Here is a 25,159-nt window from a genome sequence, read left to right as displayed (position 1 = left end):
CCTCGCGGCGAGCCGGCTCGCCCTGCCCGCGCCGGCCTCACTCGATGAAACCGAGCACGACGCGGCGCGTGCGCGCGGTTTTCTTCTCCATCTTGGTCACGTGGATCGGCCCGATCTCGGCCGTGTTGGCGACATGCGTGCCGCCGCAGGGCTGCAGGTCGATGCCGTCGATGCGCACCAGGCGCACCGTGCCGAAACCGCTCGGCGGCTTGACGCTCATGGTGCGCACCAGGTCGGGATTGGCCTGCAGCGCCTCGTCGCTGATCTGCTCGATCGTCACGGCGCGCGCGGCCTCCACCCACTTCGCCAGGGTCGCGTCGATCTCCTCGCGCGCCAGCGGCTCGCTGGTCACGAAATCGAGTCGCGCGTAATCGGGCGTGATGCTGCAACCATCGACGGGATACGGCAGCGCGCCGCACATCAGGTGCGATGCTGTGTGCAGGCGCATCATCCGGTTGCGCCGTGCCCAGTCGATCTCGATCGCGACTTCATCGCCGACGGCGAGCTTCGACAGCACGGCAAGCTGGTCCGGCGCGGGTACGTGGAGCACATCATCCGGCGTGGCGCCGGGGAGCTGGCTCTTGCGCGCATCGGCGATCGCGAGGCGGCTGCCGTCGCCCAGCGTGATGACACCCGTGTCGCCGAGCTGACCGCCGCCATGCGGGTAGAACACGGTGCGCTCCAGCGTGAGACCGGATTCGTCGATATGCGTGACGCGGGTGGTGCATTGGCGCAGATAAGGATCGTCGCGGAACAGGGCTGACGTGGGCATCGAATAACCTCGGGGATCTTGGTTGGAGGAATGGCGAGGCAGGCTTCGTGCTCGCGGCACGATGGCTATCGCGATCATGGGGCATGCCGAGGGAAAATGGACGACGCGCTTCAAAAAGTATTGACAGCGCTCTTGGGCACGCTATAATCGCATTCTTGCTTGAGATGCAGCTTGTGCCCAGGTGGCGGAATTGGTAGACGCACTAGGTTCAGGTCCTAGCGGTGGCAACACCGTGGAGGTTCGAGTCCTCTCCTGGGCACCACAAGTTCTAAAAAGGTCGGCTTTATGCCGGCCTTTTTTCATTTCAAGCCAAGCGCAAGCAAGAAGCGCCGTTTCCCGCGATGAACATGCTCAACGAAAAAAATTTCGATTCGTCCCGAAAAACCGTTGACAAGGGATCCGGCTCCTCTATAATCGCATTCTTGCTTGAGATGCAGCTTGTGCCCAGGTGGCGGAATTGGTAGACGCACTAGGTTCAGGTCCTAGCGGTGGCAACACCGTGGAGGTTCGAGTCCTCTCCTGGGCACCACAAGTTATAAAAAGGTCGGCTTTATGCCGGCCTTTTTTCATTTCAAGCGTTCATTTCCAGCGCCCTCACCCACAGCGCGCCACCGCGTCATCCACACTCAGCTCCGACAGCGCCTCCTCCCGCAGCCCGTCGTCACTGGCTCGCCGCAGCACCTCGAGCACCTCGGGCTTCAGCCGCACCAGCCGCAAACGCCAGCCCCGCGCCTCGCACTCGGCAGCAAAGGTCTTCAAGGCCTCGATCGCCGTTCCGTCGAGATCCGGCGATTCCTCCAGGCTCAGGACGATCGTCGTCAGGGCCCCGGCCGCATGCGCGAGTTGCCGCACACGCGCCAGCACACGCTCGGCGTTCGCGAAGAACAACGGCCCTTCCGGCCGCACGATCAGCATGCCGGGCACCGGCGTCGCATCGGCATGGATCGACACGTCGACGAAATCACGGCTGTCGCGCAAGCGCCCCAACTCACTGATCTTGGGCTCGGACAGCTTGCGCACGGTAAACAGCAGGCTCATCGCGATCGACACCAGCAAGCCGTTGAGCACGCCCAGCACGAGTACCGCCAGGATCGCCGCGACCACCAGCAGGCGGTCGCGATGCCAGCGCCAGTAAGGCCCGAACGCGGCCGGATGCAGCGAATGGCTGACCGCGAAGATCACGATCGCGGCCAGCACCGGCTCCGGCGTGCGCGCCAGTTGCGGCAGCAGCAGCCAGACGATCAGCGCGATCACGAGCGCCGCGCAGGCGCCCGAGAGCCGGCTCTGCGCGCCGGCCGCCTCGTTCGCCGAACTGGCCGAATAACCCGCGCCGACCGGCATGCCATGCAGCAGCCCCGACACCAGGTTGGCGCAGCCGAGCGCGACCAGATCGCGATTCGGCGAGACCGTGTCGCCATGCTTCAACGCGAAGTTGCGGATCGAACCATAGGACTCCGCGTACAGGATCAGCATCAGCGCGAAGCCCAGCTCGATGGTCTGGGTCCAGGCCGTGCGATCGAGCGAAGGCAGGCCGAGCGCCACATGCTGCAGATCGATCCGGCCGACCACGGCCACCCCGTGCACGCGCCAGTCGATCCCGTAACCGGCGGCGATGCCAAGCACGATCACGATCAGCGTCGCCGGAGCGCGCGAGCGATTGCCGAGCAGGAACAGGATCGCGAGCGCGACGGCCCCGACCACGACGCTGGACGGATTCGCCTGCGGCAGCCCGCGCAGCAGATCGAGGAACACATGCGGCGTGTCGCTGTGATGGACCGGCACCACGAGGATCTTCGGCAACTGCTTGATCACGATCGTCAGGGCCAGGCCGAAGGTGAATCCGCGCAGCACCGGCCGGGCGATGAAGTCCGAGATGCCGCCCAGCCTCGCGGCCCCGGCGATCAGGAACAGCACGCCGGTGGTGGCCACCAGGGCGGCGGCCAGGGCCAGTTGCGCGGCGGCCGTGGCGCCCGTTTCCGACAACACGGTGGCGGCCAGCACGGCCGCCGAGGACGAGGTCGACGAGACGATCGCGAAACGGCTGCTGCCGAGCACCGCGTAGACCACCAGGCCGACCAGCAAGGCGATCAGGCCGGCCTGCGGCGGCAGGTTCGCGAGTCCCGCGTAGGCCACCGCCTCGGGGATCAACAGGCCCGCGATCGACACGCCGGCCAGCGCATCGCGCCAGTTGCGCTCGCCACGCGGCATCGCCGGCGCGGCGATGGCCGCGAAGTGCGCGGGATCACGCGGCGCCACGTCGGGCACCGGCTGCACGGGCATCGCTCCCGCCGGCTTGCGTCCCACCGCCATCTCAGGGCCTCGGCTCGAATACGCCGGTCCAGCCCGGCAGGTAGCGCGCATCCAGCGCATGCGCATGGGCCAGCGCCTCCTTGAGCGCCTTGGCGAAATGCTTGCGGATCCGCTCGACCGGAATCTTGCCGCGCAGGTAGTCGGCCCACAGGAATTCGCTGAACGGCGTGGTGTCCTTGGCGTAACCGCCGGCGGTGCGCAGCTCGCCGGCCAGGCTGCGATAGGGATCGTCGCGCAGCGCCGTCAGCACGCCCGGCAGGCGGTCGTAGTCGTGACGCGAACCGTCGGGACCGAAGGGATGCACCCACTGGTTGTGCTCCATCATCCGCCAGAAGATCGTGTCGTCGAGCCAGGACAGGTCCTTCAGCAGCATCGCCTTCACATCGGTCACGCCCTCTTCCAGCAAGGCACGGCCGAGATGATGGTGATCGACGATGAACAGCGCCTGCCCCGGGCCGAGCACGGCCGGAAACCAGTGCAGGTCGATCGCCTCACGGCGCGCCTTCTTGCCCAGCGACTGCCAGTGCTTGCGCTTGGCCTCGACCTCGCGAAAGCCGATCGTCATTTGCGTGGGTTTCAGCGCCGCCAGCCTGGCGGGAATCAGATGGACATCGCGGCCCAGTGCCATGGTCGGTCTCCCAGGGAAATATCCGCCACGATACCCTCGCGAGCCGCGGTCGTGCCGTTCGGCACGCCCCTCGGGCGAACCTCGAACTCGCGCCTCGCGGTTCAGGGCGAACAGGCCGCGCCCGGGGCATCGAGCCGGTGCCGCAGCCACGAGCCGGATTCGTCCTCGACGACGTCGAGCGCTCGCATGCCCAGCTTGCGCGCCAGCTTCAGCGAGGCGGCATTGTCGACGGCGATGTCGGCGATCAGCGCCGAGACCTGCACGGCATCGAAGGCATGCCGGATCACGCAGGCCGCCGCCTCGCTCGCATAACCCTGCCCCCAGGCATCGCGTACCAGGCGCCAGCCGATCTCGGGCGCCTCGCTGCCCTCGACGGGCAGCAGCAGGACCCAGCCGAGGAAACGCGCCGGCTCGCGCGCCTCGGCCAGCACCCAGTAGCCATGCCCCGGCGGATAGCCGCGCGTGATGCGATCGAGCACGAAGCGCCGATGCGCGAGCGGATCGCCCCACGGCCCCGGGATATGGCGGGTGACCTCCGGATCGCGGTCCATCGCCAGGCAGGCCTCGAGATCGTCGAGCGTGCGCGCACGCAGGATCAGTCGCTCGGTCCGCAACGGCGGCACCCCGTTTCCGGGTCGATGGCAGGCATCCGTCATGAACGCTCCGGGCAGGATTCCGATCAATAATCGGATTACGAAAATTGAAACGACATGCATTCAATTCCAATACATGTCTTTCATATTCAATTCAATCCTGCGCATTCTGCCATTTACCCGCGAAAATCGACTAGGGATTAATCCCGAGCCTGAAATCAAACGGAACGCGATCCTTATTCCTCGGCGTACACTGAACCGGCCGTCCGCGCCCGGCGCCGCGCTGGGCGGGCCTTGCCGCCGCGCGGCGCCGCCACCAAGGAGACCTGCCCCATGAGCTGGACCCGGGAACAAAGAAACGTAACGATCGCTGCCTATCTCGGCTGGACCCTCGACGCCTTCGATTTCTTCCTGATGGTATTCGTGCTGAAGGATATCGCCGCGGAATTCAATACGAAAATCCCGGCGGTGGCCTTTGCCGTCACCCTGACCCTGGCCATGCGTCCGCTCGGCGCCCTGATCTTCGGCCGTCTCGCCGACCGTTTCGGCCGTCGGCCAACCCTGATGGTCAACATCGCCTGCTATTCGGTGCTGGAGCTCGCCTCGGGTTTCGCGCCCAGCCTCGGCGCCCTGCTCGTGATGCGCGCGCTGTTCGGCATCGCGATGGGCGGCGAATGGGGCGTCGGCTCCGCGCTGACCATGGAAACCGTGCCGCCGCATTCGCGCGGCATCGTCTCGGGACTGCTGCAGGCCGGCTATCCGAGCGGTTATCTGCTCGCCTCGGTGGTGTTCGGCGTGCTCTACCAGTACATCGGCTGGCGCGGCATGTTCATGATCGGGGTGGTGCCGGCGCTGCTGGTGCTCTACGTGCGCTCGCACGTGCCCGAGTCGCCCGCCTGGAAGCAGATGGAAAAGCGCCCGCGGCCGAGCCTGGTCGCCACGCTCAAGCAGAACTGGAAGCTGTCGGTCTACGCGGTGGTGCTGATGACGGCCTTCAACTTCTTCTCGCACGGCACCCAGGATCTCTACCCGACCTTCCTGCGCGAGCAGCATCACTTCGACCCGCATACGGTGTCGTGGATCACCATCGTCCTGAACATCGGCGCGATCGTCGGCGGCCTCGCCTTCGGTTCGATCTCCGAAAAGATCGGCCGGCGCCGCGCGATCTTCATCGCCGCGCTGATCGCGCTGCCGGTGCTGCCGCTGTGGGCCTTCTCGAGCGGCGCGCTCGCGCTGGCGGCCGGCGCCTTCCTGATGCAGATCTCGGTGCAGGGCGCCTGGGGCGTGATCCCGGTCCACCTCAACGAGATCTCGCCCGACGAGATCCGCGCGACCTTCCCGGGTTTCGTCTATCAGCTCGGCAACCTGCTCGCCTCGGGCAATGCCACCATGCAGGCGCAGCTCGCCGTGGACAACGGCAACGACTACGGCCACGCGCTGGCCATCGTGGCCGGCACGGTGGCCGTGGTGATCGCGGTGCTGATCCTGTTCAGCCGCGAACGACGCGGCATCGACATGACGCAGAGTGCCGCGCAAGCCGCCGCCACCCACTGAGCCTCACCCGCAGCGCATCATCGCGCGAGGCGCGCCGCCGCGCGCATTCCCGCGCGATGATGCTGCAACGCACACCAGCACTAGAGGATTCCGCCCACAGACAACGCTTGCCGCCCTCCCGCGACGCTTCTTATCTTAATAAAAAACGCTTGTTTCAATTACAGATTTGAATCGCCTGTTCGGCAACGAAACGGTGATCAAAAGGGAGGCGCACATGGCGGTTCGTCAGGCCAGCCGGCAAAGCGGCGGCACGAAGGCGCGCATACTCGACGCGGCCGAAGACCTGTTCGTCGAACACGGCTTCGAGGCGATGTCGATGCGGCAGATCACGTCGCGTGCCGCGGTCAATCTCGCGGCGGTCAATTACCACTTCGGCAGCAAGGAGGCGCTGATCCACGCGATGCTCTCGCGCCGCCTGGACCAGCTCAACGACGAACGCCTGCGCATCCTCGATCGCTTCGAGGCGCAGCTCGGCGCCTCCATCACCTGCGAGCACGTGCTCGGCGCGATGTTCATCCCGGCGCTGCAGGCCTCGCGCGATCCCCAGCGCGGCGGCCGCGCCTTCCTGCGGCTGATCGGGCGCGCCTACACCGATCCCTCGACCTTCGTGCGCAGCTTCCTGTCGGCGCATTACGCGAGCGTCGCGGGACGCTTCTTCGAGGCGTTCCAGCGCGCGCTGCCGCAACTGCCGCGCAGCGAACTCGGCTGGCGCCTGCACTACGCGATCGGCGCGCTGTCCGGCGCCCTGGCGGGCGCGGAAACCGACAGCCTGCTCGACGATTTCTCGCAGGGCCGCAGCATGAACGACGTGCAGATGATCGCGCGCCTGTCCTCGCTGATCGTCGCCGCGCTGAAGGCGCCGATGCCCGACGCGGCGCAGATGTCGATCTTCGCCGCGGTGCTCGAGGACGCGCAGCGCGGCAGCCCGCTGGTCGCCGGCGGTGGTGAATTGCAGGCCGGGCCGTTCAGCGCCTCGGCCGGTACGCTGCTGCACGCGCGGCACGCTTCCTGAGGCGCGACGCCCGACGGCGCGTGCGGTCGACTCCCTCGCGCCCGTTCGCCGGCGCGAGGCGCCCGCTTGCCGCCGATCACGATTCCAATGAACCTGGAGACATCAGCGATGAACGCCACCGTTGCCCCCGTCGGCGCGCCGGCGCCGAATACCGACGGCATCTGGTTCCCGGCTTATCCGCGCGGCGTGCCGCAGGAGATCGACCTCACGCAGTACGACTCGCTCGCCCAGTATTTCGACGAATGCACCTCGCGCTACGCCGATCGCGTGGCCTACCTCAGCGCCGGCTCGCAACTGAGCTATGCCGCGCTCGGGCGCAAGGCCGAAGCCTTCGCGTCCTACCTGCAGCACCAGCTCGGCGTGAAGCCCGGAGATCGCGTCGCGATCATGCTGCCGAACTCGTTCCAGTATCCGATCACGCTGTTCGGCGCGCTCAAGGCCGGCGCGGTGGTGGTCAACGTCAACCCGCTCTACACGGCGCGCGAGCTCGCGCATCAGTTGAAGGACAGCGGCGCGGAAACCATCGTCGTATTCGAGAACTTCGCCCATACGCTCGAGGAAGCGCTGCCGGAGACGCGCGTGCGCAACGTGATCGTGACCGCGCTCGGCGACCTGCTCGCCGATGGCTTCAACGCCAAGGGCCGCCTCATCAACTTCGTGCTCAAGCGCGTCAAGAAGCTGGTGCCCGCCTACCGGCTGCCGCAGGCGGTCAGGCTGCGCGCGGCGCTGGCCCAGGGCGCCGGCCGGCGCGCCGTGCCGGTGACGCTCACGCGCGAGGACCTGGCCTTCCTGCAATACACGGGCGGCACCACCGGCGTGGCGAAGGGCGCGATGCTGACCCACGGCAACCTGATCGCGAACCTGCTGCAGGCGAAGTCGTGGATCGCCGACCAGGTCTCGGGCGAGATCGAGACGGTGCTCACGCCGCTGCCGCTTTATCACATCTATTCTCTGACCGTGAATGCGCTGATCTTCATGGGCCTGGGCGGGCGCAACATCCTGATCGCCAACCCGCGCGACACGAAGATGATGATGAAGATCCTGCGCAACGAGACCTTCACCGGCATCACCGGCATCAACACGCTCTACAACGCCTTCCTCGACAACGCGGAATTCCGCGCCCGCGATTTCTCCAAGCTCAAGCTCGCGATGGCGGGCGGCATGGCGATGCAGCGCGCGGTGGCCGATCGCTTCAAGGAGGTCACCGGCTGCCCGGTGGTGGAAGGCTACGGCCTGACCGAATGCTCGCCGATCGTCACCATGAACCCGGTCGACCTGAACGACATGCACGACTTCAACGGCTCGATCGGCATCCCCGCGCCCTCGACCCTGGTGCGCTTTCGCCGCGAGGACGGCAGCTGGGCCGGCATCGGCGAGGCCGGCGAGCTGTGCGTACGCGGCCCGCAGGTGATGCGCGGCTACTGGCAGCGCCCCGACGAAACCGCCAAGGTGCTCGACCGCGAGGGCTGGCTCGCGACCGGCGATATCGGCGTGATGGACGAGCGCGGTTTCGTGCGCCTGATCGACCGCAAGAAGGACATGATCCTGGTGTCGGGTTTCAACGTCTATCCGAACGAGATCGAGGAAGTGCTGGTGATGCATCCGGGCATCAGCGAGGCGGCCGCGATCGGCGTGCCCGATCCCGCGCAGGGCGAGCGCATCAAGGCCTTCGTGGTGCGGCGCGACCCCGCGCTGACGATCGAGGAGGTGCTCGCGCACTGCCGCAAGAACCTCACCGGCTACAAGATGCCGAAGACGGTCGAATTCCGCGATGCGCTGCCGCAGACCAATGTCGGCAAGATCCTGCGCCGCGCGCTGCGCGACGAGGAACTCGCCCGGCTCAAGGCAGCCGCATCGCAATGATTCGGGCTACCGAACAACATCAGGAGACAGGCATGGTTTCAATTTCCCCCTCGCCGCGCTGGCGCCGCGCCGCCCTGCTCGGCCTGCTCGCAACGGCGGCGGCATGCGCCGCCACGCCGACGATCGCGCAGGAGGCGGCCACCGCGCCAGCCTCCGCCGCGGCCGGTACCGCCGCCGCGCTGCCGCCCGAGCTCGCGCGCGTCACGCAGCAGCCGGTCGCGCAGCAGGCCGCCTGGCTCAAGACGGCCGCGCGCGACGGCACGCTCGAGAAGCTCGACGACGCGACGCTCACCGCCCTGTTCAGCGCGCTCGACCCGATGACGGTGCCCGCCTACATCGCGGCGGGCCCGAACGGCTACCCGTCCTACGAATTCACCATGACGCGCCAGGAGCGGCTCGGCGACAAGTGGGCCGACAAGCCCGATCACATGAGCGTGAAGATCACGCGCGAACCGCTGCGCATCTACGCGAAGTGGCTGCCTGACGGCGCGCATTCGGGCCAGGAAGCGATCTATGACGAGACCAAACGCAAGGACGAAATGTACGGCCATCTCGGCGGCCTGCTGGGCAAGATCCCGCTGTGGACCTCGATCACCGGCACGCTGGCGCGCGCGCAGTCGAATCACACGATCCGCGATCTCGGCACCGAGTACGTGACCGGGCTGTATCTGAGCGAAGGCAGGAAATACGAGGCCGCCGGCGTGAGCAAGCCGACCCGCGTCGAAGCCAGAACCATCGACGGCGTGCGCGTGGTGGCCCTGACCTACGAGACGCCGACCGGCCGCCCGCAGTTCTATGCCAAGAAGGAAACGCTGGGCCTGGACCTGCGCCACCCGTATTTCCGCACCGTCGAGTCCTATGACAACGACGGCCGGATCTTCGAGCGGATCGTATTCCAGAAGATCACGCCGACCAGCTTCGACGATTCCGCCTTCGATCCGAAGAACCCCGACTACAAATACTGATCGAAGCGATCCGCACGGCCCGATGGCATGCCACCTCCATCCGGCCGTGCCGGCAACCTCCCCGCCGGAGAGCACCACCGCGACAGTTCGTCACGTCGAACGGCTGGCCCCAGCCCTTGATTTTTCGCATCGCCACCCCAATTTCCGCTGTTCGGCACCGTCAAGGTGCAGCGCATGGCGGGGATTCCGGCCTCAACTTCAGGCCGCTCCCCGTCCCAGTGCAAAGCCGCCTGGCCGTCCGGCCGGCTCGCACTTCCCGCGCCAAAACGTCTATAGTGGGTAACGGTTCGACACAAAGGTCCACGTACGCTTCTCAAACGAACAGGGTAGAATCCCGCTCAAGCGCTCCGCCAGATAGCGCGGCGCATCCAAGCAAAACCCTCATCTGACGCCGGCTCAAGCCGCTTCTCAATGGCCAATCCTGCAGAATCCCATCCGCAAAACGACTTCATCAACGCAGCGCGCAAGGAACGCAAGCGCGTGGAAATCTACCTCGTCAACGGTATCCGTCTGACGGGCTGCATCGAGTCGTTCGACCAGTACCTGGTGATGCTGCGCACGCCCGTCGGTTTGCAAGGCATCTACAAACGCGCGATCTCGACGATCCAGCTCGACATGGGCGGTTCGCGCCCCGGCGGCGGTGGCGGCCGCGGCGGCCCCCGCACCGGTGGTGGCGGCGGCCATGGCGGGCACGGCGGCGGCCGGCCGCCCCGCGAAGGTGGCGGCCACAGCCCCTACGGCTCGCATGGCGGCTCGCGCGAATCGCGCGGCGAAGGCCGCGAAGGCGGCGGTTATCCCCCGCGCGAGCCGCGTGAACCCCGCGAACCGCGTGAATACGGCGCCCCGCGCGAATACAGCGCGCCGCGCGACTATCCCCGCGAATCGCACGAAGGCGTGTCCACGCCGTCCGAGCGCAGCGGCAGTCCCACCGTGATCGTCACGCGCCGTCGCCGGCCGCTCGGACCGACGGGCGGCAGCAGCGGCAGCGGTAACGGCGGCAACGAGTAAACGCAAAAAGGGCAAGCCAACTGGCTTGCCCTTTTTCCTTCCGGCACGTGTTGCCGCGAGCCTTCCAACGATCCGGCGCGCCAAGCAGCAAATCTCGCCCGGCAGCGCCCTGCCCGCGCTTACTGGTTGCCCGGCAACCCGGCGTCAGCCTGGCGCTGCAGCGAACGAACCTGCATCTGCAACTGCCGCAACTGGGCCTGCAGCGCATCGCGCTGGGCCTGCAGCGAAGCCGTCTCGCTACGCGTGGCCTTCTGGCGGTTGTTGACCGCCGCCTGCTGCTCGCGTGCGATCTGCAGATCGGCCTGCAGCCGGTTGGCGCGATCCTGGACCACCGCGATCTGCTTGTCGGTCTGTGCCTTCTGCGCTTCCAGGCGTGCCGCCTGCAGTTCCGAGGCGGCCAGCGATTCGGCCTGCTTCGAGAAATCGCGGAATACCGCCTCGGCGCGCGCCTCGTTGCTGGTCTTGATCACGCGCCAGAACGCCTTCTGCTGGAACAGCGCGACGTAATAGGTGCCGTCCTTGATGTTGAACAGCAGGCTCGCGCCATAGCTGCCGTTGTACGCGGTCCGCATTTCGGTCAGCGCGTGGGACTGGATCTGCTGCTGGAGTTCGTCGATGGTGCTCTGCGTGGTACCCGCGCCATCGCCCGCCGTCGGCTGGGCGGCCTGCGGCAAGGCGCTCGGCGCGGCCGGCGCCGAATTCACCACGCCGCCCGAGGACTGCGCAGCAGGAGAAACCGCGGGCGCCGCGTTGTCGCTACCCGCCAGGCCTTGAGCCTGTGCCACCTGAAACCCGCCCGCCACCACCAATCCTGCAATAAATGTCCGCCCCAAAACCCGTTTATGGCTCATGTAGAGATTCCTGCACAGATTAGTTGTAATTCTGACCGCAATCCTCGCATTATCCCTCACTTTCACGCGCTTCGGGCTCTTCGTCGAAAATCTGGTATTTGCGCATCTTTTCCCACAACACCTTGCGGCTGATGCCCAGATGCTGGGCGGTATCCTGGCGGCGCCAGCCGTTGGCGTCAAGGGCCGCGATCACGCGATTGCGCTCGCCCATGTCCCACTTGCTGCGATCCACATAGACCTCGGCCGCGCTTTCCACCGGCACCGGCTGCGCGGCGCGCGCATGGGCCACCAGGCGCTGCAGCCGCGCCGCGTCCCAGGCGCCGGTCTGGCGTACCGTCACGCCGACGCGCTCGGCCAGGTTGCGCAACTCGCGCACGTTGCCGGGGAAATAGGTATCCGCCACCGCGTCGGCCAGCCAGTAAGGCAGGTCCGGCAAGGCCGCCAGCCGCTCCTCGCCCACCACCTGCGCCACGAAGGACTTGAACAGCGCGATCTTGTCGACCGCGCCGCGTTCCTCGAGCGAGGGAATGCCCAGCTCGATCACGGCCAGCCGGTAGTAGAGGTCGGCGCGGAACGATCCTTCCTTGACGAGCTGCGGCAGCTTCTTGTTGCTCGCCGCCACCAGCCGGAAATCGACCTTCAGGGGCGCGGAGGCGCCGACCCGCAGCACCGTGCCGTCCTCCAGCACGCGCAGCAGCTTGACCTGCTGGTAGAGCGGCAAGTCGCCGACTTCGTCGAGGAACAGCGTGCCGCCCGCGGCCTGCTCGAAATAGCCCTTGTGCGCCACCACCGCGCCGGTGAACGATCCCTTGGCATGGCCGAAGAACAACGATTCGAACAGGCCGTCGGGAATCGCGCCGCAGTTGACCGGCACGAATTCGCCGTGCCGGTAGCGCGAGTGCTTCTCGTGCAGCAGTTGCGCGATGCGCTCCTTGCCGACGCCGGTCTCGCCGTGCAGCAGCACGTTGGTATCGCAGTCGGCGAAGGTGTCGACCTCCAGCAGCAGGGCCTGCATCGGCTCGGAATGCGCCACCAGCATGGCCGGCTCGGAGGTCTGCGCGGCGTGCGCGCGCAGTTGCGCGACCAGCTTCGAAACCAGCCCGCGCAGCTCGGCGCAGGTGAAGTCGAGCGGAAGAATGTGCGAGTACTCGGGCGGATAGCTGGCGGCGTCGCCACCGCCGCGCGCGGCGCCCACCCAGACCACCGGCATGCCGATATTGGCTTGCCATTCGCTGAGGAAGGCCGCGCCGCTCTCGATCATGCTGACGCTGATGATCGCCAGCGACGCACGCGCGGCCGCGCGCTCGGCCGACAGCACCACGTTGTCGGCCCGGATCACCTCCACGTCGAAGCTGGCCATGCAGCGGGCGACACGGTCGACGATGTCCGCCTTGCCTTCCCAGACATAGAGGTCGAGCCCTTCGATTGCAGGTGTGTTTCTCATCGGATGCCAATACCAGTCAATGCGTTCAATAGACCGTCTGCGCGACCCCGCAGGTCAGCGAGATCTGGTGCACGGTGGCCGCGCCGACCTGCACGCCGAGCAGGTTCAGGAGCGGAACGATAACCGCGTCGAGGGCGGACAGCAGCGGGCCCAGGACCGGCTGCAGGATGCCGAGGATGGTCCCGACGAAGTTGGAGGGCAGGGCAACCGAGATCAGGTTCCCAAGCAGGCCCAGATTCGGCGAAATCTGCGCGGTGGCGAGCTGGGCCAGCGCATTGGCGAGCGCCGAGCCGAGCGCGTTCGAGTTGACCGTCCAATAGTCGGAATCGAGGCCGGCTACACCGCTGAAGGTATGGGTCTGCGCCGCCCCCTGGACCTGTACCGAAATATTCGAGACCGAAACGGTCAATTGCAGCAGATTGAGAATGCCAAACGGCGCGATCTGCGCGTTGATGATCTGCGCTGGCGACTTGCAGCTGTAGGTCGACGACAGGCTGATCATGCCTTTCGAATTGAGCGGTGGCGTGCCGATGCAGAGGTTCGCGACGCCCGGTGTGGCCGTGATGGTGGCGGTACTCGCGGCGGCTGTTTGCGCGCACTGAGTCGAGTTGAGCACGGCCTTGCCGGTACCGACCTGCAGATAGAGCGGCAGCGTCACGTCGACATTGACGCCGACTAGTTGCAGCAGAGGCCCTACGATCGGCACCTGCTTGAGGCCGAGATCGACCACCAGGTACAACCCGACGGCCGCCGTCGAGGCCTGGGTGCGCCACTGCCCGGTGGCCGGATTGATGCCGCCTTCGCCGATCCCGATCGACGGCGGGCTGATGATCTGCACCTGCAGCTGGGTGCCGGTCAGCCCACCTAGCGCCACCGACGGGATGTTGACGGCCACCGCGTTGTTCGAGTTCGCCACCTCGGCGCCGACCATGATCAGGTCGAGCAGGCTGACGGTGGCGGTGGCGGCCGACTGGGTATTGGCCAGGGCGATGTTCAGCAGGCCGTTCGGGCCGCCGAGGTTGAGATTGCCGCCGTTCACGTTGGCCGAGATCATCGCCTGTAGCGCGCCGAGGCTGGCCTGCAGGTTGGCATTGACCACGCTGGTCTGCTGCAGCGCATTGGCGATCAGCTTGAGGAACTGCGACAGCGAGAGATTCAGCGCGAGCAACTGGTCGATCGTGCCGACCCCGGCCGAGGTCGCGATATCGGCGAGCCGCACGTTGGTGCAGGCCAGCGCCTGGTAGGACACCAGGCTCAGGTTGAGCCCCGACTTCGAGCCGAGCAGCGCGCCGAGCAGGCCGTTGACCAAACCCGGATTCGCCGACGACGAGGCCGGCGTGCCCGAGCAGCTGGTACCGCCGAGCTGCGCCAGCGTCGCGCCGACCGAGAACACGTCGATCGCGGTGGCGCGCGCGGTCGAGCTGGCACGCACGGTCTGCGTCGGTCCCACGAAGAAGTGCCGCACCTGCCGCGTCAGCTTCACCTGCACCCCGTTGAGCTGCAGCGCATTCGGGTTCGACGAGCCGGTGCCGACATTGGCGGCCGGCACGTAGTAGCTCGGCGCGGCGTTGACGCTCGGATCCCAGCGCCCGCAGCCGACCGTGATGGTATCGCCGGTGCCGGTGTTCAAGCCGTTCTTGGTCGCCGCGGCCGTGGCGGTGACCGGTGCCTGGGCACAGGCGTTGTCGAGCCGTTGCGCCCCCGCCAGCGCGGCCATGTCGGCGATGCGCTGCAGGTCGCGGCGCTCGAAGAACGCGTTGCCGATATCGATGACGCCGAGGATCGAGATGGTGGCCGCCAGGAAGATCAGCGTCATCACCGCGAACGCACCGCGCTCCCGGCGTCGGCCGACGATCGTGCGTCCGGGGATCGACAAGCCGATACGGCGGGATTGAGCGGGTTTCATGATTGCCTCTGCCTCGACGATTATTGCGACTGCGAGCCGCCGCCGAACGACGAGCCGCCACTGCCGCCGCCGCCCGAACCCTGCTGGACCGAGGTGAACCAGGTCGGGATCGGCGAGTTGAACGACTGCAGGTAGCGCTGATAGGCATACGACGCGGCCGCGCCCTCGAACGGATGCGGCTCGGACGACGCGGCGCGATTGCTACGTTGCAGATCGAGCCAGGCCTCGGTGCTCGGGCCGACGTCGGAGCGCCGACGGGCCGGCTCCATCGCAGCGGGCGGCGCTGGGGCCGGCTGCATCGCCACCTCGACCGGCGCGGGCACCGGCTGGGCCGCGACCGCCGGCCGAGGCGGCGCCACGTCCTGCGGTGCCGCCTGCTGCTGGAGCGCCACCGGCTGCGGCTGGGCTGCCTGGACCTGCGTCGACGGCGCGACCGCCGGCAAGGGCTGCGATGAACCCTGCACCTGCTGCACCGCCGCCTGCGGCGCAGGCGCGGCATCGGCGGGCGCCAGCAGTTGCGGCTGCAACTGGGCACCCGAGATCGGTTGCAGTTGTTGCTGCAATTGCGCGAGCGCCGGATCCACGGCCTGCGCCCGCGCCACCGTGGCGCCGAGCACGCCGGCCAGCACCGCCAGCGCGAACCCGATGCGTCGCGGGTTGGCGCGCGGATGGGATGGGAAATGTCGCATCGTCGACTCCGTGTGGTTCGTCATTTTTGCGAGAAGCGCTGCAACAGCGGCGCAGCCAGGTCGAAGCCGTCATTGCTGGCGATCGGCTGGGCGCCCACGTCGCCGCTAGCGGTCGCGCCGGCGCGCGCCGGCGCCGGCGCCGGCACCACCGTCAGTTGGCGCATGCGCTGGGCGGCCGTCACGCGCGCCGCGTCATCGCGGATCTCGTTGCGCAATGGTTGGGACATGCGCTGCTGGTCCATCAACCCCTGCGCGTCGCCGTCGTGGCCCGTCGCCACCAGGAACAGCGCGACATTGCTGAGGATCCGCGCATTCTTCTGGTCGAGTTCGGCCGCCTTCATGAGGGGCACGCGCGCCAGCGCGAGATCGCCGGTGCGCATGCGCGCATAGGCGAGATCGGACAAGGTCGAGGCGTCGGTCGGCGCCAGCAGCGTGGCCTGGTCGAGCAGCTTAGCCGCGCGCGTGAAATCGCCGCGCGTGCCCGCGATCAGGCCGATGCCGCGATAGGCGCGCGCCGCCAGCGTGGTATTCAGCAATTGCGTGTAGACCTGCTCGCTCGCCTCGTACTGCCCGGTCGAGCGCAAGGCGTCGGCGCGCAGCAGCTTGGTGTCCGGCGTCGAGCCGTACAGCTTCTCGTATTCGTCGATATGCGCCAGCGAGGCATAGAACAGTCCCTGCTGCTGCATCCGGTCGATCAGCCCCAGGTACATGCCCGGCGTGTCGGGCGGATCCGGTTTGTCGGCCGCCTGCATCAGCGCCGCGCGCTCGGCCTGCGCACCGATCCCGTAGTTGGACTCCTTGAACAGCGAACAGCCGCTCGCCAGGGCGCCGACCAGCACGCCGGCCAGCATGACGCGCCAATTCGATCGATTCATCTCGCTCCACTCCTTCGTCGTATCGCGTCAATGCCTCATGTTCGCCAGCGCGGACACGACGGTCATGATCCCGGGCCCGGCCGTCACGATCAGCAGCGCGGGCAGCAGCGTGACGATCATCACGCCGGTCATCTTCACGGTCAGCTTGCCGATGCGCTCGCGCAGCGTCGCGCGCCGCCCGTCGCGCAGGCGATCGCCGAACAGCCGCAGCGGTTCCTGCACCGCGCCGCCGTGCTTGTCCACCTGGATCAGCAGCCGCACGATCGAGCGCAGATCCTCGTTGTCGAAGCTGTTGGTCAGGCGCGCCAGCGACTGCTCGCGCGTGCGTCCCGCCGCGAACTGCCGCTGGGCCACGCCCAGCTCCCAGGACAGCACCGGCATCATGGTCGTGAAGTCGTGCGTGATCACCTGCATGCTCTGGTCGAGCGACAGGCCGACGCCCTGCAGCAGGCGCAGCATGTCGACGAACAGGGGCATCTCGTCGGTGACGCTTTCACGCCGTGCCGTCGCGCGGCGGCGAATATAGATCTTCGGGACCATGAAGCCGACGGCGATCGCGAACAGCACCACGAACAGCGAGCCGCCCGCCGAGACACGCGCGGCGAACGGCAGCGCGACCAGGGGCAGCACGACCGCGCAAAGCAGGCGCGCCGTCAGGAACAGGCCCCGCGAGCGGGCCTCGACGAAGCCGCATTGCTCGAGCAGTTGCCGGTCCTCGTCGGCAACCAGCTGACGGCCGAACCCGGTTTCCATCCAGCGCATCCCGAGCTGTTCGGCGCGTGCGCGCCAGGCGGCGAAGCCCGTCGGCGGCGCCTCGACCGGCTTGATCTCGGCAGCCCGCCCGGCACGCGCGGCCGCGGCGTGGCTGGCCGCCACCCGCTGGTCGAGCGCCTTCATCAAGGCCCGTTCGCTGCGCTGTACCAGCAGGCTGCGCACGATCGCCAGGCCGGCCAGCAGCAGCACCCCCGCCGCCCCCAGCACCAGCGCCATCGCCCCCAAACGATTTGCATCCATTCCGCTTCCTCTACCTGAGCCGCGCCATCCGGTACAGCAGGAAACCACCGAAGACCTGCAGCCCGAAGGCGACGTACAGCACCGAGCGTCCCGAGTCGTTGGTCCACATCGCCGTGAAATACGCGGGATTGGTCGAGATGACGAAACTGCCGACCGCGATCGGCAGCAGGCCCAGTACCCACGCGGACAGGCGCGTCTCCGCCGACATCGCATGCAGCTCGCGCTCGGCCTGCTCGAGATCGCGCATGAAGGTCGCCATGCGCTCAAGCATCACGTCCGCCCGACCGCCGTACTTGACCGACAGCCGCAGCACCGAGCCCACCAGCTCGAATTCGCGGATCCGGTATTCCTTGGCGATATGCAGCATGGCGCGATCGATCTCGACGCCGGTGCGCAGCATGCGCGACACCTGGTCCAGGCAATAGCGCAGGGGCATCTCGGTGGTACCCAGCGCCCCCTGGAACGCCGCCGGCACGCTGTTGCCGAGCGTCACGAGACGCACCACGCCGTCGAGGAACGAAGGCAGTTGCCGCACGATCTTCAGGCGGCGCGCCGAAATCCGGCGCAGTACCCACAGTGCCAGCAGTGTGCTGCTGCCGATCAGCGCCGCGACGGCCGCCACCCAGCCGCTGCGCAGGCCGGCCAGCAGCGTCACCAGCGCGACGATGCCGAGCAGCATGCGAAAAAGTCCGCGCACCTCGTCGAGCCCGGCCCGGTCGTTGATGCCTCGCAACACCGCCTCAGCCCGGGCCCGCCACGCCGCCAGCCCGACGGCAGGCGTCGCGGCCTGCCCGGGCTGAACCGCCGCGCTCGACGCCCCGCGTGCCGTCGAGCCGGCTGCCGCGCCGCCCGGCACGACTCCCGCACCCGCGGCGCGCGTGGCCTGCTCGAGCCGGCTGTCGAAGAAACGCCGCGTATGGGCGCTCTCCTCGCGCATCTGGCTGCCGCGCCAGAGCCAGACGCCGGCGGCAGCGAGAATCAGCGCGAACGACAGGGCCCAGAGCACGCCGCTAGACATTGAAGCCCCCGCTGCGCCCGAAGCCGCCTGCCGCGCTCATGTTGCCGATCAGCACGTTGCGGAAACGCGCGAGCTTCGGCGAATGCGGATGGATGCCGAGCGCTTCCCAGTTGTCGATTTCCTCGCCCTCGGGCGTGACGCGCGCGTCGTAGCGATAGAGCTCCTGGGTCGCCACGATGTTGTCGGACATGCCCGTCACCTCGGTAATCGAGAGGATCCGGCGGCGACCGTTCGAGAGCCGGCCGATCTGCACGATGAAGTCGATCGCGTTGGCGATCTGGCGGCGCAGGCTCGACTCGGTGCCCTGGAAACCGGCGAAGCCGGCCAGCATCTCGAGGCGATACAGGCATTCGCGCGGCGAGCTCGCGTGGATCGTGCCCATCGAGCCGTCGTGGCCGGTGTTCATCGCCTGCAGCATCTCGAGCACCTCGCCGCCGCGGACTTCGCCGACGATGATGCGGTCCGGGCGCATCCGCAGGGTGTTGCGCAGCAGGTCGCGGATGCTCACCACGCCAGTGCCGTCGAAGCCGCCCGGGCGGCTTTCGAGCCGCACCACGTGCGGGTGGTTCAGCGACAGCTCGGCGGTGTCCTCGATGGTGACCACGCGCTCGGTCTCGGGCACGTGGAAGGCCAGCGCGTTGAGCAGCGAGGTCTTGCCCGAGCTGGTGCCGCCCGATACCAGGATGTTGCAGCGTGCCTGCACGGCAGCCTCCAGCAGCACCGAGATCTCGTCGTTGTAGGTGCCGTTCTCGAGCAGGTCCGAGGGCTTGAGCGGATCCTTGCGGAACTTGCGGATCGACACCACCGGGCCGTCCAGCGACAGCGGCTCGATCACCACGTTGACGCGCCCGCCGTCGGGCAGCCGCGCGTCGACCATCGGGTTCGATTCGTCGAGCCGGCGGCCGACCGGCGCGAGGATGCGGCGCACGATGCGCAGCAGGTGGGCGTTGTCGGTGAAGCGGATCGGCAGCTTGGCGAGGATCCCGCGGCGCGACACGTAGATGTCGTTGTAGCCGTTGATCAGGATGTCCTCCACCAGCGGATCGCCGAGCAGGTCCTCGATCGGGCCGAAGCCGGCCAGTTCCTTGGTCAGCGCCTCGGCGATCTCGCGCACCTCGCTCTCGTTGAGCGGGATCCGGCGCAGCCGCACGAAGCTGTCGATCTCGAGATCGACGAACTGGTTGATCGCCTGGCGCGACCAGCGGCCGAACTCCGAACCGAGCTCCTCGATGCGGGTCAGCAGGTGCTCGTGCGCGGCGTTCTTGATGTCGTGGAACTGCTGCGTCTGGGAGAACGGCGCGGCGCCGTCGGCAAATTGGATGTCGTCGTGTGCCATCGCTTACGACCGCTTCGTGGTGGAGTGGATGAATCGTTTCAACGCCGACAGCCCGCCGGCCGGCGCCTGGGCTGGCGGCAGCGCGCCGGGCAGGCTCGGCACGCCGGCCGTGAGCCGCTCGCTCAGCGCATCGAGCGCCTTCACGTAAGGGTCGCGCTCGGCGGCCTCGACGATCAGCCGCCCCTGGTTCGCCGCATGTCCGATCGACACGCGCCGCGACGGCAGCGTCGAGAGCAGCGGGATCTCCAGCCGCTCGGCGATCTGCGCCGGCAACAGGCCGATCGCCGCGTCGTACTGGTTCACCACCAGCTTGACGCGCTCCAGGTTGATGCCCTTCTCGCGCAGGTCGCCGAGCAGCTCGACGGCCGACACGACCGAGGCCACGCCCTGGTCGCAGACCAGCCAGACCTCGTCGCTCAGGGAGACGATCTGCGAGATGAATTCGCGGTTGGTGAAACCGCCGAGATCGACCACCTGCTGGTCGACGAAGGCGCGCAGGCGATTGAACAGCCCCGTGCAGGCGGCCGCGGACACTTCGCGCAGGTCGGCCAGGTTGGGCGGCAGGGTGGTCAGCGCGACACCGCTCGCGTGATGGGCGAAGGCGGTATTGACGAAGGTCCGGTCGAACCGGCGCAGGTTGCGCACCGCCTCGACGAAATGGAGTTCGCAGCGCGTGTTGAGGAACAGCGCGCCGTCGCCGGCCGGCAGGCCCAGGTCGATCAGCGCGGTACGGCGGCTTTGCGCGGCCGCCTTGCGCTGCAGCAGCACCGCGAGGTTCGCCGCCAGCGTGCTGACACCCATCCCTGGGCGCGCCCCGAGCAGCGACAGCACCTTGCCGTGGCGGCTGGTCGGTTCGCCGAGGTTGTCGAGCAGGCCGCGCGTGATGCGCAGGGCCTCCTCGGCCGGCGCCGAGAGGTCGACGAAATCGCGCACGCCCGCGCGCAGCGCGGACAAGGCGCTCTCCGGCTCGACCAGGGTGCCCAGCGCCACCACCGGCAGGCCCGGATAGGCCGTGCGCACGGCCGCCACGGCCGTGCTGGCGGCGGCCTGGTCGCCCGCGAAGTCGATGAAGACCAGGGCCGGGTTCAGGCCACCGATGCGCTGCGTGAGCGCGGCCGCCTCGAGCGGCGACGACTCGACCGCGCCCGTCGAGACGAGCGTCTGCGCCAGCCAGCGCACATGCTCGACACGCGTGGAAGCGCAGATGAAATGATCGGTGACGGCAGGCTCAGCCAACGATTGAGTTCTCGCGTTCATGTGGAACACTCCCCGTAGAGCGGCGCGTGAACGTGCACCGCATCCGGCCGCTCACTACCCCATGGTCCGGCGCTCTCATTTCGAGAACCCCGGAGCCGTATCCGGCACCAGCATGCCGCCCAGGTACGAGCGCCATACCGGCCCGTCGTGCTGTTCCGACAATTCGCCCGGCGTGCTCGGCAGCTTGGTGCCGGCCGCGATCGGCGACACCAGGTGCGGCGTCACGATGATCACGAGTTCCTTGTCGCTCTGCGAATAGCTCAGGCTCTTGAAGAAGGCGCCGATGATCGGCAGATCGCCGAGGAACGGCACCTTGCTCAGGTTCGAGGTGGTCTCGCGGTCGACCAGCCCGCCGATCACGTAGCTTTCCCCGTCGCCGAGCTCGACCGTGGTGTCCGCGCGACGCGTGGTCAGCGCCGGCACCGTGATGCTGTCGATCGTGATCGCGTTGAGGAAGTCGAGCTGGCTCGCCTCCGGCGCGACCTTCAGCGCGATCCGGTTCGGCCCGAGCACGGTCGGCGTGACCGTCAGCCCGATGCCGTACGGCTTCCATTCGATCGAGATGGTGCCGAGCGACTGCGGCACCGGCACCGGGATCTCGCCGCCGGCGAGGAAGCTTGCGCTCTGCCCCGACAGCGCCACCAGGGTCGGCTGCGCGAGGATCCGCGCCAGGTTGTTCTGCTCCAGCACCGACAGGTTGGCGGCGATGCCGCGCGTGGTCGAGCCGACCACCAGGTTGAACGCCGAGGCGATCGGGGTAGTCGCGGAGACCGTCATGCCGTTCGACGGGGTGTAGCTCGAGGACTGCAGCGAGCTCGGCGCGAAACTGCCGAACGAGAAACCGTTGTTAGTCTTGAACAGGTTGAGACCGGCCTGCTTGGCCACCGAGCGGCTGAATTCCACCACGCGTACGTCGACCTGCACCACGTTCTTGCCGCTGATGGTCGACGCATCGACCACGCCGGGCGTTGCGCCGCCGCCCGCCTGGCCGGCACCCGCGCCGAAGGCGCCACCGCCACCACCGCCACGGCCGCCCCCCGCACCGCCCCCTTGCGCGCCGCTCGACTGCTTGGCGGCCGTGCGCGCCGCCGCGGCCGCGGTCGCGACATCGACCGCGCGCTGATGCGCCTCGAGCGTGCTCGCCGAACCCGAAATCACGGTGGTATCCCCATAGGTACTGACCCGCGGCGTGTTCTCGTCGAGCAAGGCGTTCGCCGCTCCGCTCGTCACATGCACCGTGTAGACGGCGGGATCGGCCCGGCCGCGCTCCCAGACCATCACGTTGGTGGTACCCGCGCTCTTGCCGATCAGCAGCACGCCGCCGCCCTTCACGACCAGCACGTCGGCGACGGCCGGATCGCCGACCGCGACGCGCTGCAGGCTGCGCCCGGCCGCGATCTGGCGCTGCGCGCCCACGGCGATGTCGACGCTCGCGTCTGGGCCGGCTGCGCTTGCCACGGACGACAGCGTCAAGGCACTCAATGCAATGGCCAATGCAATCAGATTCTTTTTCATTGTGTCGGAGGTCCGCAGCCGGACCTCTCCGTGTCGGTTACGACCTGCTGCCTGCTGCCGTTGACTCAATAGGACGCCGAATCGACGCGCCCACCCCGTATCACTTCGATGCTGCCGCCCTCCGGATTGCGCGCCACCACTCGCGCCGGCCTGCGCGGCGGGGGCGGCGCCGTGTCGGCCACGCCTCGCGACAATTCCGACAGCGACAGGCCGAGCGCCGCGCGTGCGGACGGGTCCTTGCCCGCCAGGTTGGCGCTCACGCGCATCGCGGCCGTGTCGGTGGCCACCTCCTCGTCGCGCGGGCTGCGCAGCGCCAGCGTCAAGGCGCCGGCGGCCTCGGCCAGCGTCAGCGCGTCGATCTGATCGGTCGGCACGGCGAGCACCGCGGTGCGCACCGCGCCGCCCACGCCATTGGAGGGATCGCGCGCGGTGGTGGCATCGCCGAAGGCAAGTACCCGGATTTTCGAGAGCAGCAGCTTGGCCTGGGTCTTGGTGATTTCCGGGCCACTCGAACCATTGCCCGGCAGGCCACCTGCGGATTGATCCCGCTTCAGGTTGACGAACACGTCGACGAAATTGCCGGGCCGCACCCGGTTGCCGACCGCGTTGGTCTCGTCGACCTTGACGGCCACCGCGCGCTCGCCGGCCTGGATCTGGTCGGCCACGCCGGAAGACAGCGAACTCTCGACCACCGCGGCCTGCTCCGGAATATCGGCGATCGGCACGCGTCCGATGATCTGCACCGGATCGGCGAACGCGCCTTCGGGCAGCCCCGCCGCCTGCTGCACCTTGAGACCGTCGGCCGGAATCGGCTGGCCCGCCTTGAGCGGATGCGCGGCCACCACCACCGGAAACAGCTTGGCGGGCGCCGCCTGCTGCGTCTGGTTTACCACGGGCGCCGGGCGACGTCCCAGCACCCATGCATAAATTCCGAGCAGCAGCGCAATCCCGATCAGCACTACCGCGAGAACCTTCGTCAAATTATTGGCCATGGTGTTGTTATGCGAACTTGCAATCCATGAAATGATTGGCGCTTGCCTACCTGCACTCGGGCCCCGTCAGCCGGTGCAATCTCATGCACGTTCCTCCCCGCTAGATGATGTTCACCGGGCTGATCTGGACCGTCGCCGTACCCGTCAGGGCGGTCGGCACCGGCAACAGGAAACCCACCAGAGGTAGCGGCGCGATCAGCGGACTGGTGGCATAGGGATAGGTCAGCGTGACCTTGATGCAGTACATCGTCGCATCGTAGGAACAAGTCCCGCCCGAGGTGGTCGTGCAGGTCGCGCCCTTGATCCAGGCCGTCAGGTTGGTGGCAGCCGTGCAGGCCGCCGTGGCGCGCGCGGTCAATGCCGCCTGGGCGCTGGCGCTCACCTGGTAATTGAGTGCCGCCCGGGCACCCTCGGTCGCGGCAAGGGTCAGGTTCTGCTGCGCGGCAAAGATCAGGCCATAGGTCACGACCGCGTACAGCACCATGAAGAATGCAGGCAGCATCAGCGCGAACTCCACCGACATCGAGCCGCGTTCGCCACGCCGCCTCGGCGCGCGAAGAATCGGTTTCATCGCATATTCCCCGTAACAATCTGAACGATCAGCCATGCCGCGGCTGGTATTACGAGAAACGCCGCATATGGCGAACCACGGCGCCCACCCAGCGAAAATGCCGGCGCACTCCGTTGCCATAACGCACTGACCGGGGTACGGGTCAGGTACAAAATGCCGAGTACGTGAATCAGGGCCACCAGGCTGGCGAGAATCCAGCACCAGAACAGGCCACGAACGCCGCACCAGGCACCCAGCACCAGAAATACCTTGACGTCAGCCGCCCCCATCATTCGCCATGCAAAAAATGGAAACAATCCGACGAATCCAACCACAGCACCGATTATTGCGTCGACTCGCGTTATACCGAATGGGTTATGCCCGGCCGCAACCGATGCAATGGCGCATATCAACCCCGTCACTACCAAGGAATTGGGAATACGCCGATAACGACAATCGCCGACCACAACCATCGCCGCCCAGGCCAGGAATACCCCGACACTCAGAAGCAGAATCATCCAGATTCTCGAAGGCGCGCGTAATCAGTGCGGGCGCCGAATCGGCACCCGCACATCCTGGAACGGAAAACGACAACGGAATCGCCCGATCAGTTGCCGAGTGCGTTCAGGTGCCCCGCGATGAAGTTGAAGGCGGCGTTGATGCCCCCGGTGAGAACCCCCAGACCAATGACCAGCGCGGCTGCCATGAGGCCTGCAATGAGGCCGTATTCGACAGCGGTAACCCCGTCTTCTTCCTTGAGGAAGCGATTGATAAGTGCGTTCATGGTAATCCTCGTGCCTTGAGTTTCGTTGGCCTTATGCGCCTCGCATTCTGGCCGTCCCACCTTCACCGGCTTCGACGTCCGGCTCCGGCCATTTCTTTATAGCTCGTTTTTCCAGGAGCTCTTAACATATTTCGATGCCAGTTAACACTTTTGCAATGCTTTCGATAGGCACCTCCACTTTGGTGTTGCAGTGCATTCGTGGGCATGCACGGACGAATCTTAA

General features: G+C 67.3%; 23 protein-coding genes and 2 tRNA genes. 7 read left to right on the top strand and 18 right to left on the bottom strand.

Annotated elements, in window-relative coordinates; translation table 11 throughout:
* Positions 1 to 37: 37 nt before the first annotated feature.
* Positions 38 to 772 carry an alanyl-tRNA editing protein gene (locus BM43_RS32270; RefSeq protein WP_036051736.1) on the bottom strand — a complete coding sequence of 245 codons (735 nt, stop codon included), beginning with the start codon at positions 770 to 772 and terminating at the stop codon, positions 38 to 40.
* Between the two features lie 175 nt (positions 773 to 947).
* On the opposite strand from BM43_RS32270, the gene BM43_RS32265 reads away from it, so the two are divergent.
* A tRNA-Leu gene (locus BM43_RS32265) sits at positions 948 to 1,034 on the top strand.
* Positions 1,035 to 1,214: 180 nt separating this feature from the next.
* Positions 1,215 to 1,301 (top strand) — tRNA-Leu (locus tag BM43_RS32260).
* Between the two features lie 65 nt (positions 1,302 to 1,366).
* Here BM43_RS32260 and BM43_RS32255 read toward each other — a convergent pair.
* The 3 genes from BM43_RS32255 to BM43_RS32245 form a co-directional block, all read right to left on the bottom strand.
* A complete protein-coding gene (locus BM43_RS32255) occupies positions 1,367 to 3,052 on the bottom strand; it encodes a SulP family inorganic anion transporter (protein WP_036053494.1) in 1,686 nt (561 codons plus the stop codon).
* A gap of 31 nt (positions 3,053 to 3,083) precedes the next feature.
* Positions 3,084 to 3,710, bottom strand: coding sequence for a ParB-like protein (locus BM43_RS32250; RefSeq protein ID WP_036041224.1), 627 nt, complete (start codon positions 3,708 to 3,710; stop codon positions 3,084 to 3,086).
* A 101-nt stretch (positions 3,711 to 3,811) separates the two neighbouring features.
* A complete protein-coding gene (locus tag BM43_RS32245; RefSeq protein ID WP_036051738.1) occupies positions 3,812 to 4,366 on the bottom strand; it encodes a GNAT family N-acetyltransferase in 555 nt (184 codons plus the stop codon).
* Between the two features lie 270 nt (positions 4,367 to 4,636).
* Between BM43_RS32245 and BM43_RS32240 the strand changes: the two genes are divergently transcribed.
* The 5 genes from BM43_RS32240 (at position 4,637) to hfq (ending at position 10,705) form a co-directional block, all read left to right on the top strand.
* Complete coding sequence (locus tag BM43_RS32240; RefSeq protein ID WP_025102162.1) at positions 4,637 to 5,857, top strand: MFS transporter; 1,221 nt, start codon at positions 4,637 to 4,639, stop codon at positions 5,855 to 5,857.
* Positions 5,858 to 6,071: 214 nt separating this feature from the next.
* Positions 6,072 to 6,869: a TetR/AcrR family transcriptional regulator gene (locus BM43_RS32235; protein WP_036053496.1), complete on the top strand. Its 798-nt coding sequence runs from the start codon at positions 6,072 to 6,074 to the stop codon at positions 6,867 to 6,869.
* A 108-nt stretch (positions 6,870 to 6,977) separates the two neighbouring features.
* The gene (locus BM43_RS32230) at positions 6,978 to 8,732 is read left to right on the top strand and encodes an AMP-binding protein (RefSeq protein WP_036051739.1); all 1,755 of its coding nucleotides are present in this window, start codon (positions 6,978 to 6,980) and stop codon (positions 8,730 to 8,732) included.
* Between the two features lie 32 nt (positions 8,733 to 8,764).
* On the top strand, positions 8,765 to 9,697 hold the full coding sequence (locus BM43_RS32225; protein ID WP_036041236.1) for a DUF1571 domain-containing protein: 933 nt from the start codon (positions 8,765 to 8,767) through the stop codon (positions 9,695 to 9,697).
* A gap of 411 nt (positions 9,698 to 10,108) precedes the next feature.
* Complete coding sequence (hfq, locus tag BM43_RS32220; protein WP_036041239.1) at positions 10,109 to 10,705, top strand: RNA chaperone Hfq; 597 nt, start codon at positions 10,109 to 10,111, stop codon at positions 10,703 to 10,705.
* Positions 10,706 to 10,824: 119 nt separating this feature from the next.
* Here hfq and BM43_RS32215 read toward each other — a convergent pair whose 3' ends face one another.
* The 14 genes from BM43_RS32215 to BM43_RS32150 all read right to left on the bottom strand — a co-directional run bounded on the left by BM43_RS32215 (position 10,825) and on the right by BM43_RS32150 (position 24,936).
* Complete coding sequence (locus tag BM43_RS32215) at positions 10,825 to 11,556, bottom strand: DUF2968 domain-containing protein (protein WP_017921110.1); 732 nt, start codon at positions 11,554 to 11,556, stop codon at positions 10,825 to 10,827.
* Between the two features lie 49 nt (positions 11,557 to 11,605).
* Positions 11,606 to 13,000 (bottom strand): sigma 54-interacting transcriptional regulator, encoded by a 1,395-nt coding sequence (locus BM43_RS32210; protein ID WP_013697807.1) that lies wholly within the window; start codon positions 12,998 to 13,000, stop codon positions 11,606 to 11,608.
* Positions 13,001 to 13,025: 25 nt separating this feature from the next.
* Positions 13,026 to 14,906, bottom strand: a complete 1,881-nt coding sequence (locus BM43_RS32205) for a TadG family pilus assembly protein (RefSeq protein WP_036051740.1) — start codon at positions 14,904 to 14,906, stop codon at positions 13,026 to 13,028.
* Positions 14,907 to 14,926: 20 nt separating this feature from the next.
* Positions 14,927 to 15,595 carry a DUF3613 domain-containing protein gene (locus BM43_RS42525; RefSeq protein ID WP_267908801.1) on the bottom strand — a complete coding sequence of 223 codons (669 nt, stop codon included), beginning with the start codon at positions 15,593 to 15,595 and terminating at the stop codon, positions 14,927 to 14,929.
* A 20-nt stretch (positions 15,596 to 15,615) separates the two neighbouring features.
* Positions 15,616 to 16,470 carry a tetratricopeptide repeat protein gene (locus tag BM43_RS32190; protein ID WP_036051743.1) on the bottom strand — a complete coding sequence of 285 codons (855 nt, stop codon included), beginning with the start codon at positions 16,468 to 16,470 and terminating at the stop codon, positions 15,616 to 15,618.
* Between the two features lie 27 nt (positions 16,471 to 16,497).
* Positions 16,498 to 17,484, bottom strand: coding sequence for a type II secretion system F family protein (locus BM43_RS32185; RefSeq protein ID WP_025101200.1), 987 nt, complete (start codon positions 17,482 to 17,484; stop codon positions 16,498 to 16,500).
* Positions 17,485 to 17,494: 10 nt separating this feature from the next.
* Entirely contained in the window at positions 17,495 to 18,502 is a 1,008-nt protein-coding gene (locus BM43_RS32180; RefSeq protein ID WP_036051745.1) for a type II secretion system F family protein, read from the bottom strand.
* Positions 18,495 to 19,838: a TadA family conjugal transfer-associated ATPase gene (locus BM43_RS32175; protein ID WP_036051746.1), complete on the bottom strand. Its 1,344-nt coding sequence runs from the start codon at positions 19,836 to 19,838 to the stop codon at positions 18,495 to 18,497. Before BM43_RS32175 ends, BM43_RS32180 begins: the two co-directional genes overlap by 8 nt.
* A 3-nt stretch (positions 19,839 to 19,841) precedes the next feature.
* A complete protein-coding gene (locus tag BM43_RS32170) occupies positions 19,842 to 21,095 on the bottom strand; it encodes a fimbrial protein (RefSeq protein WP_036053497.1) in 1,254 nt (417 codons plus the stop codon).
* Positions 21,096 to 21,170: 75 nt separating this feature from the next.
* Positions 21,171 to 22,610: a type II and III secretion system protein family protein gene (locus BM43_RS32165; RefSeq protein ID WP_036051747.1), complete on the bottom strand. Its 1,440-nt coding sequence runs from the start codon at positions 22,608 to 22,610 to the stop codon at positions 21,171 to 21,173.
* A gap of 65 nt (positions 22,611 to 22,675) precedes the next feature.
* A complete protein-coding gene (gene cpaB, locus BM43_RS32160) occupies positions 22,676 to 23,602 on the bottom strand; it encodes a Flp pilus assembly protein CpaB (protein WP_036051749.1) in 927 nt (308 codons plus the stop codon).
* 100 nt (positions 23,603 to 23,702) lie between these two features.
* Complete coding sequence (locus BM43_RS32155; RefSeq protein ID WP_036051751.1) at positions 23,703 to 24,173, bottom strand: TadE/TadG family type IV pilus assembly protein; 471 nt, start codon at positions 24,171 to 24,173, stop codon at positions 23,703 to 23,705.
* Positions 24,170 to 24,670, bottom strand: a complete 501-nt coding sequence (locus tag BM43_RS39640) for an A24 family peptidase (RefSeq protein ID WP_080741954.1) — start codon at positions 24,668 to 24,670, stop codon at positions 24,170 to 24,172. The genes BM43_RS32155 and BM43_RS39640 overlap by 4 nt, the downstream gene beginning before the upstream one ends.
* A gap of 89 nt (positions 24,671 to 24,759) precedes the next feature.
* Positions 24,760 to 24,936: a Flp family type IVb pilin gene (locus BM43_RS32150; protein ID WP_025101208.1), complete on the bottom strand. Its 177-nt coding sequence runs from the start codon at positions 24,934 to 24,936 to the stop codon at positions 24,760 to 24,762.
* Positions 24,937 to 25,159 lie beyond the last annotated feature (223 nt).

Origin of the sequence: Burkholderia gladioli, assembly GCF_000959725.1 — a bacterium.
In the GTDB taxonomy this organism is placed as follows: Bacteria; Pseudomonadota; Gammaproteobacteria; order Burkholderiales; family Burkholderiaceae; genus Burkholderia; species Burkholderia gladioli.
This window is presented reverse-complemented; position numbering and strand designations above follow the sequence as displayed.

Excerpts from the sequence above, each read along its gene's own strand:
- BM43_RS32270 (WP_036051736.1), bottom strand. The coding sequence starts at position 772 with ATGCCCACGTCAGCCCTGTTCCGCGACGATCCTTATCTGCGCCAATGC.
- BM43_RS32255 (WP_036053494.1), bottom strand. The coding sequence starts at position 3,052 with ATGCCCGTGCAGCCGGTGCCCGACGTGGCGCCGCGTGATCCCGCGCAC.
- BM43_RS32250 (WP_036041224.1), bottom strand. The coding sequence starts at position 3,710 with ATGGCACTGGGCCGCGATGTCCATCTGATTCCCGCCAGGCTGGCGGCG.
- BM43_RS32245 (WP_036051738.1), bottom strand. The coding sequence starts at position 4,366 with ATGACGGATGCCTGCCATCGACCCGGAAACGGGGTGCCGCCGTTGCGG.
- BM43_RS32240 (WP_025102162.1), top strand. The coding sequence starts at position 4,637 with ATGAGCTGGACCCGGGAACAAAGAAACGTAACGATCGCTGCCTATCTC.
- BM43_RS32235 (WP_036053496.1), top strand. The coding sequence starts at position 6,072 with ATGGCGGTTCGTCAGGCCAGCCGGCAAAGCGGCGGCACGAAGGCGCGC.
- BM43_RS32230 (WP_036051739.1), top strand. The coding sequence starts at position 6,978 with ATGAACGCCACCGTTGCCCCCGTCGGCGCGCCGGCGCCGAATACCGAC.
- BM43_RS32225 (WP_036041236.1), top strand. The coding sequence starts at position 8,765 with ATGGTTTCAATTTCCCCCTCGCCGCGCTGGCGCCGCGCCGCCCTGCTC.
- hfq (WP_036041239.1), top strand. The coding sequence starts at position 10,109 with ATGGCCAATCCTGCAGAATCCCATCCGCAAAACGACTTCATCAACGCA.
- BM43_RS32215 (WP_017921110.1), bottom strand. The coding sequence starts at position 11,556 with ATGAGCCATAAACGGGTTTTGGGGCGGACATTTATTGCAGGATTGGTG.
- BM43_RS32210 (WP_013697807.1), bottom strand. The coding sequence starts at position 13,000 with ATGAGAAACACACCTGCAATCGAAGGGCTCGACCTCTATGTCTGGGAA.
- BM43_RS32205 (WP_036051740.1), bottom strand. The coding sequence starts at position 14,906 with ATGAAACCCGCTCAATCCCGCCGTATCGGCTTGTCGATCCCCGGACGC.
- BM43_RS42525 (WP_267908801.1), bottom strand. The coding sequence starts at position 15,595 with ATGCGACATTTCCCATCCCATCCGCGCGCCAACCCGCGACGCATCGGG.
- BM43_RS32190 (WP_036051743.1), bottom strand. The coding sequence starts at position 16,470 with ATGAATCGATCGAATTGGCGCGTCATGCTGGCCGGCGTGCTGGTCGGC.
- BM43_RS32185 (WP_025101200.1), bottom strand. The coding sequence starts at position 17,484 with ATGGATGCAAATCGTTTGGGGGCGATGGCGCTGGTGCTGGGGGCGGCG.
- BM43_RS32180 (WP_036051745.1), bottom strand. The coding sequence starts at position 18,502 with ATGTCTAGCGGCGTGCTCTGGGCCCTGTCGTTCGCGCTGATTCTCGCT.
- BM43_RS32175 (WP_036051746.1), bottom strand. The coding sequence starts at position 19,838 with ATGGCACACGACGACATCCAATTTGCCGACGGCGCCGCGCCGTTCTCC.
- BM43_RS32170 (WP_036053497.1), bottom strand. The coding sequence starts at position 21,095 with ATGAACGCGAGAACTCAATCGTTGGCTGAGCCTGCCGTCACCGATCAT.
- BM43_RS32165 (WP_036051747.1), bottom strand. The coding sequence starts at position 22,610 with ATGAAAAAGAATCTGATTGCATTGGCCATTGCATTGAGTGCCTTGACG.
- cpaB (WP_036051749.1), bottom strand. The coding sequence starts at position 23,602 with ATGGCCAATAATTTGACGAAGGTTCTCGCGGTAGTGCTGATCGGGATT.
- BM43_RS32155 (WP_036051751.1), bottom strand. The coding sequence starts at position 24,173 with ATGAAACCGATTCTTCGCGCGCCGAGGCGGCGTGGCGAACGCGGCTCG.
- BM43_RS39640 (WP_080741954.1), bottom strand. The coding sequence starts at position 24,670 with ATGATTCTGCTTCTGAGTGTCGGGGTATTCCTGGCCTGGGCGGCGATG.
- BM43_RS32150 (WP_025101208.1), bottom strand. The coding sequence starts at position 24,936 with ATGAACGCACTTATCAATCGCTTCCTCAAGGAAGAAGACGGGGTTACC.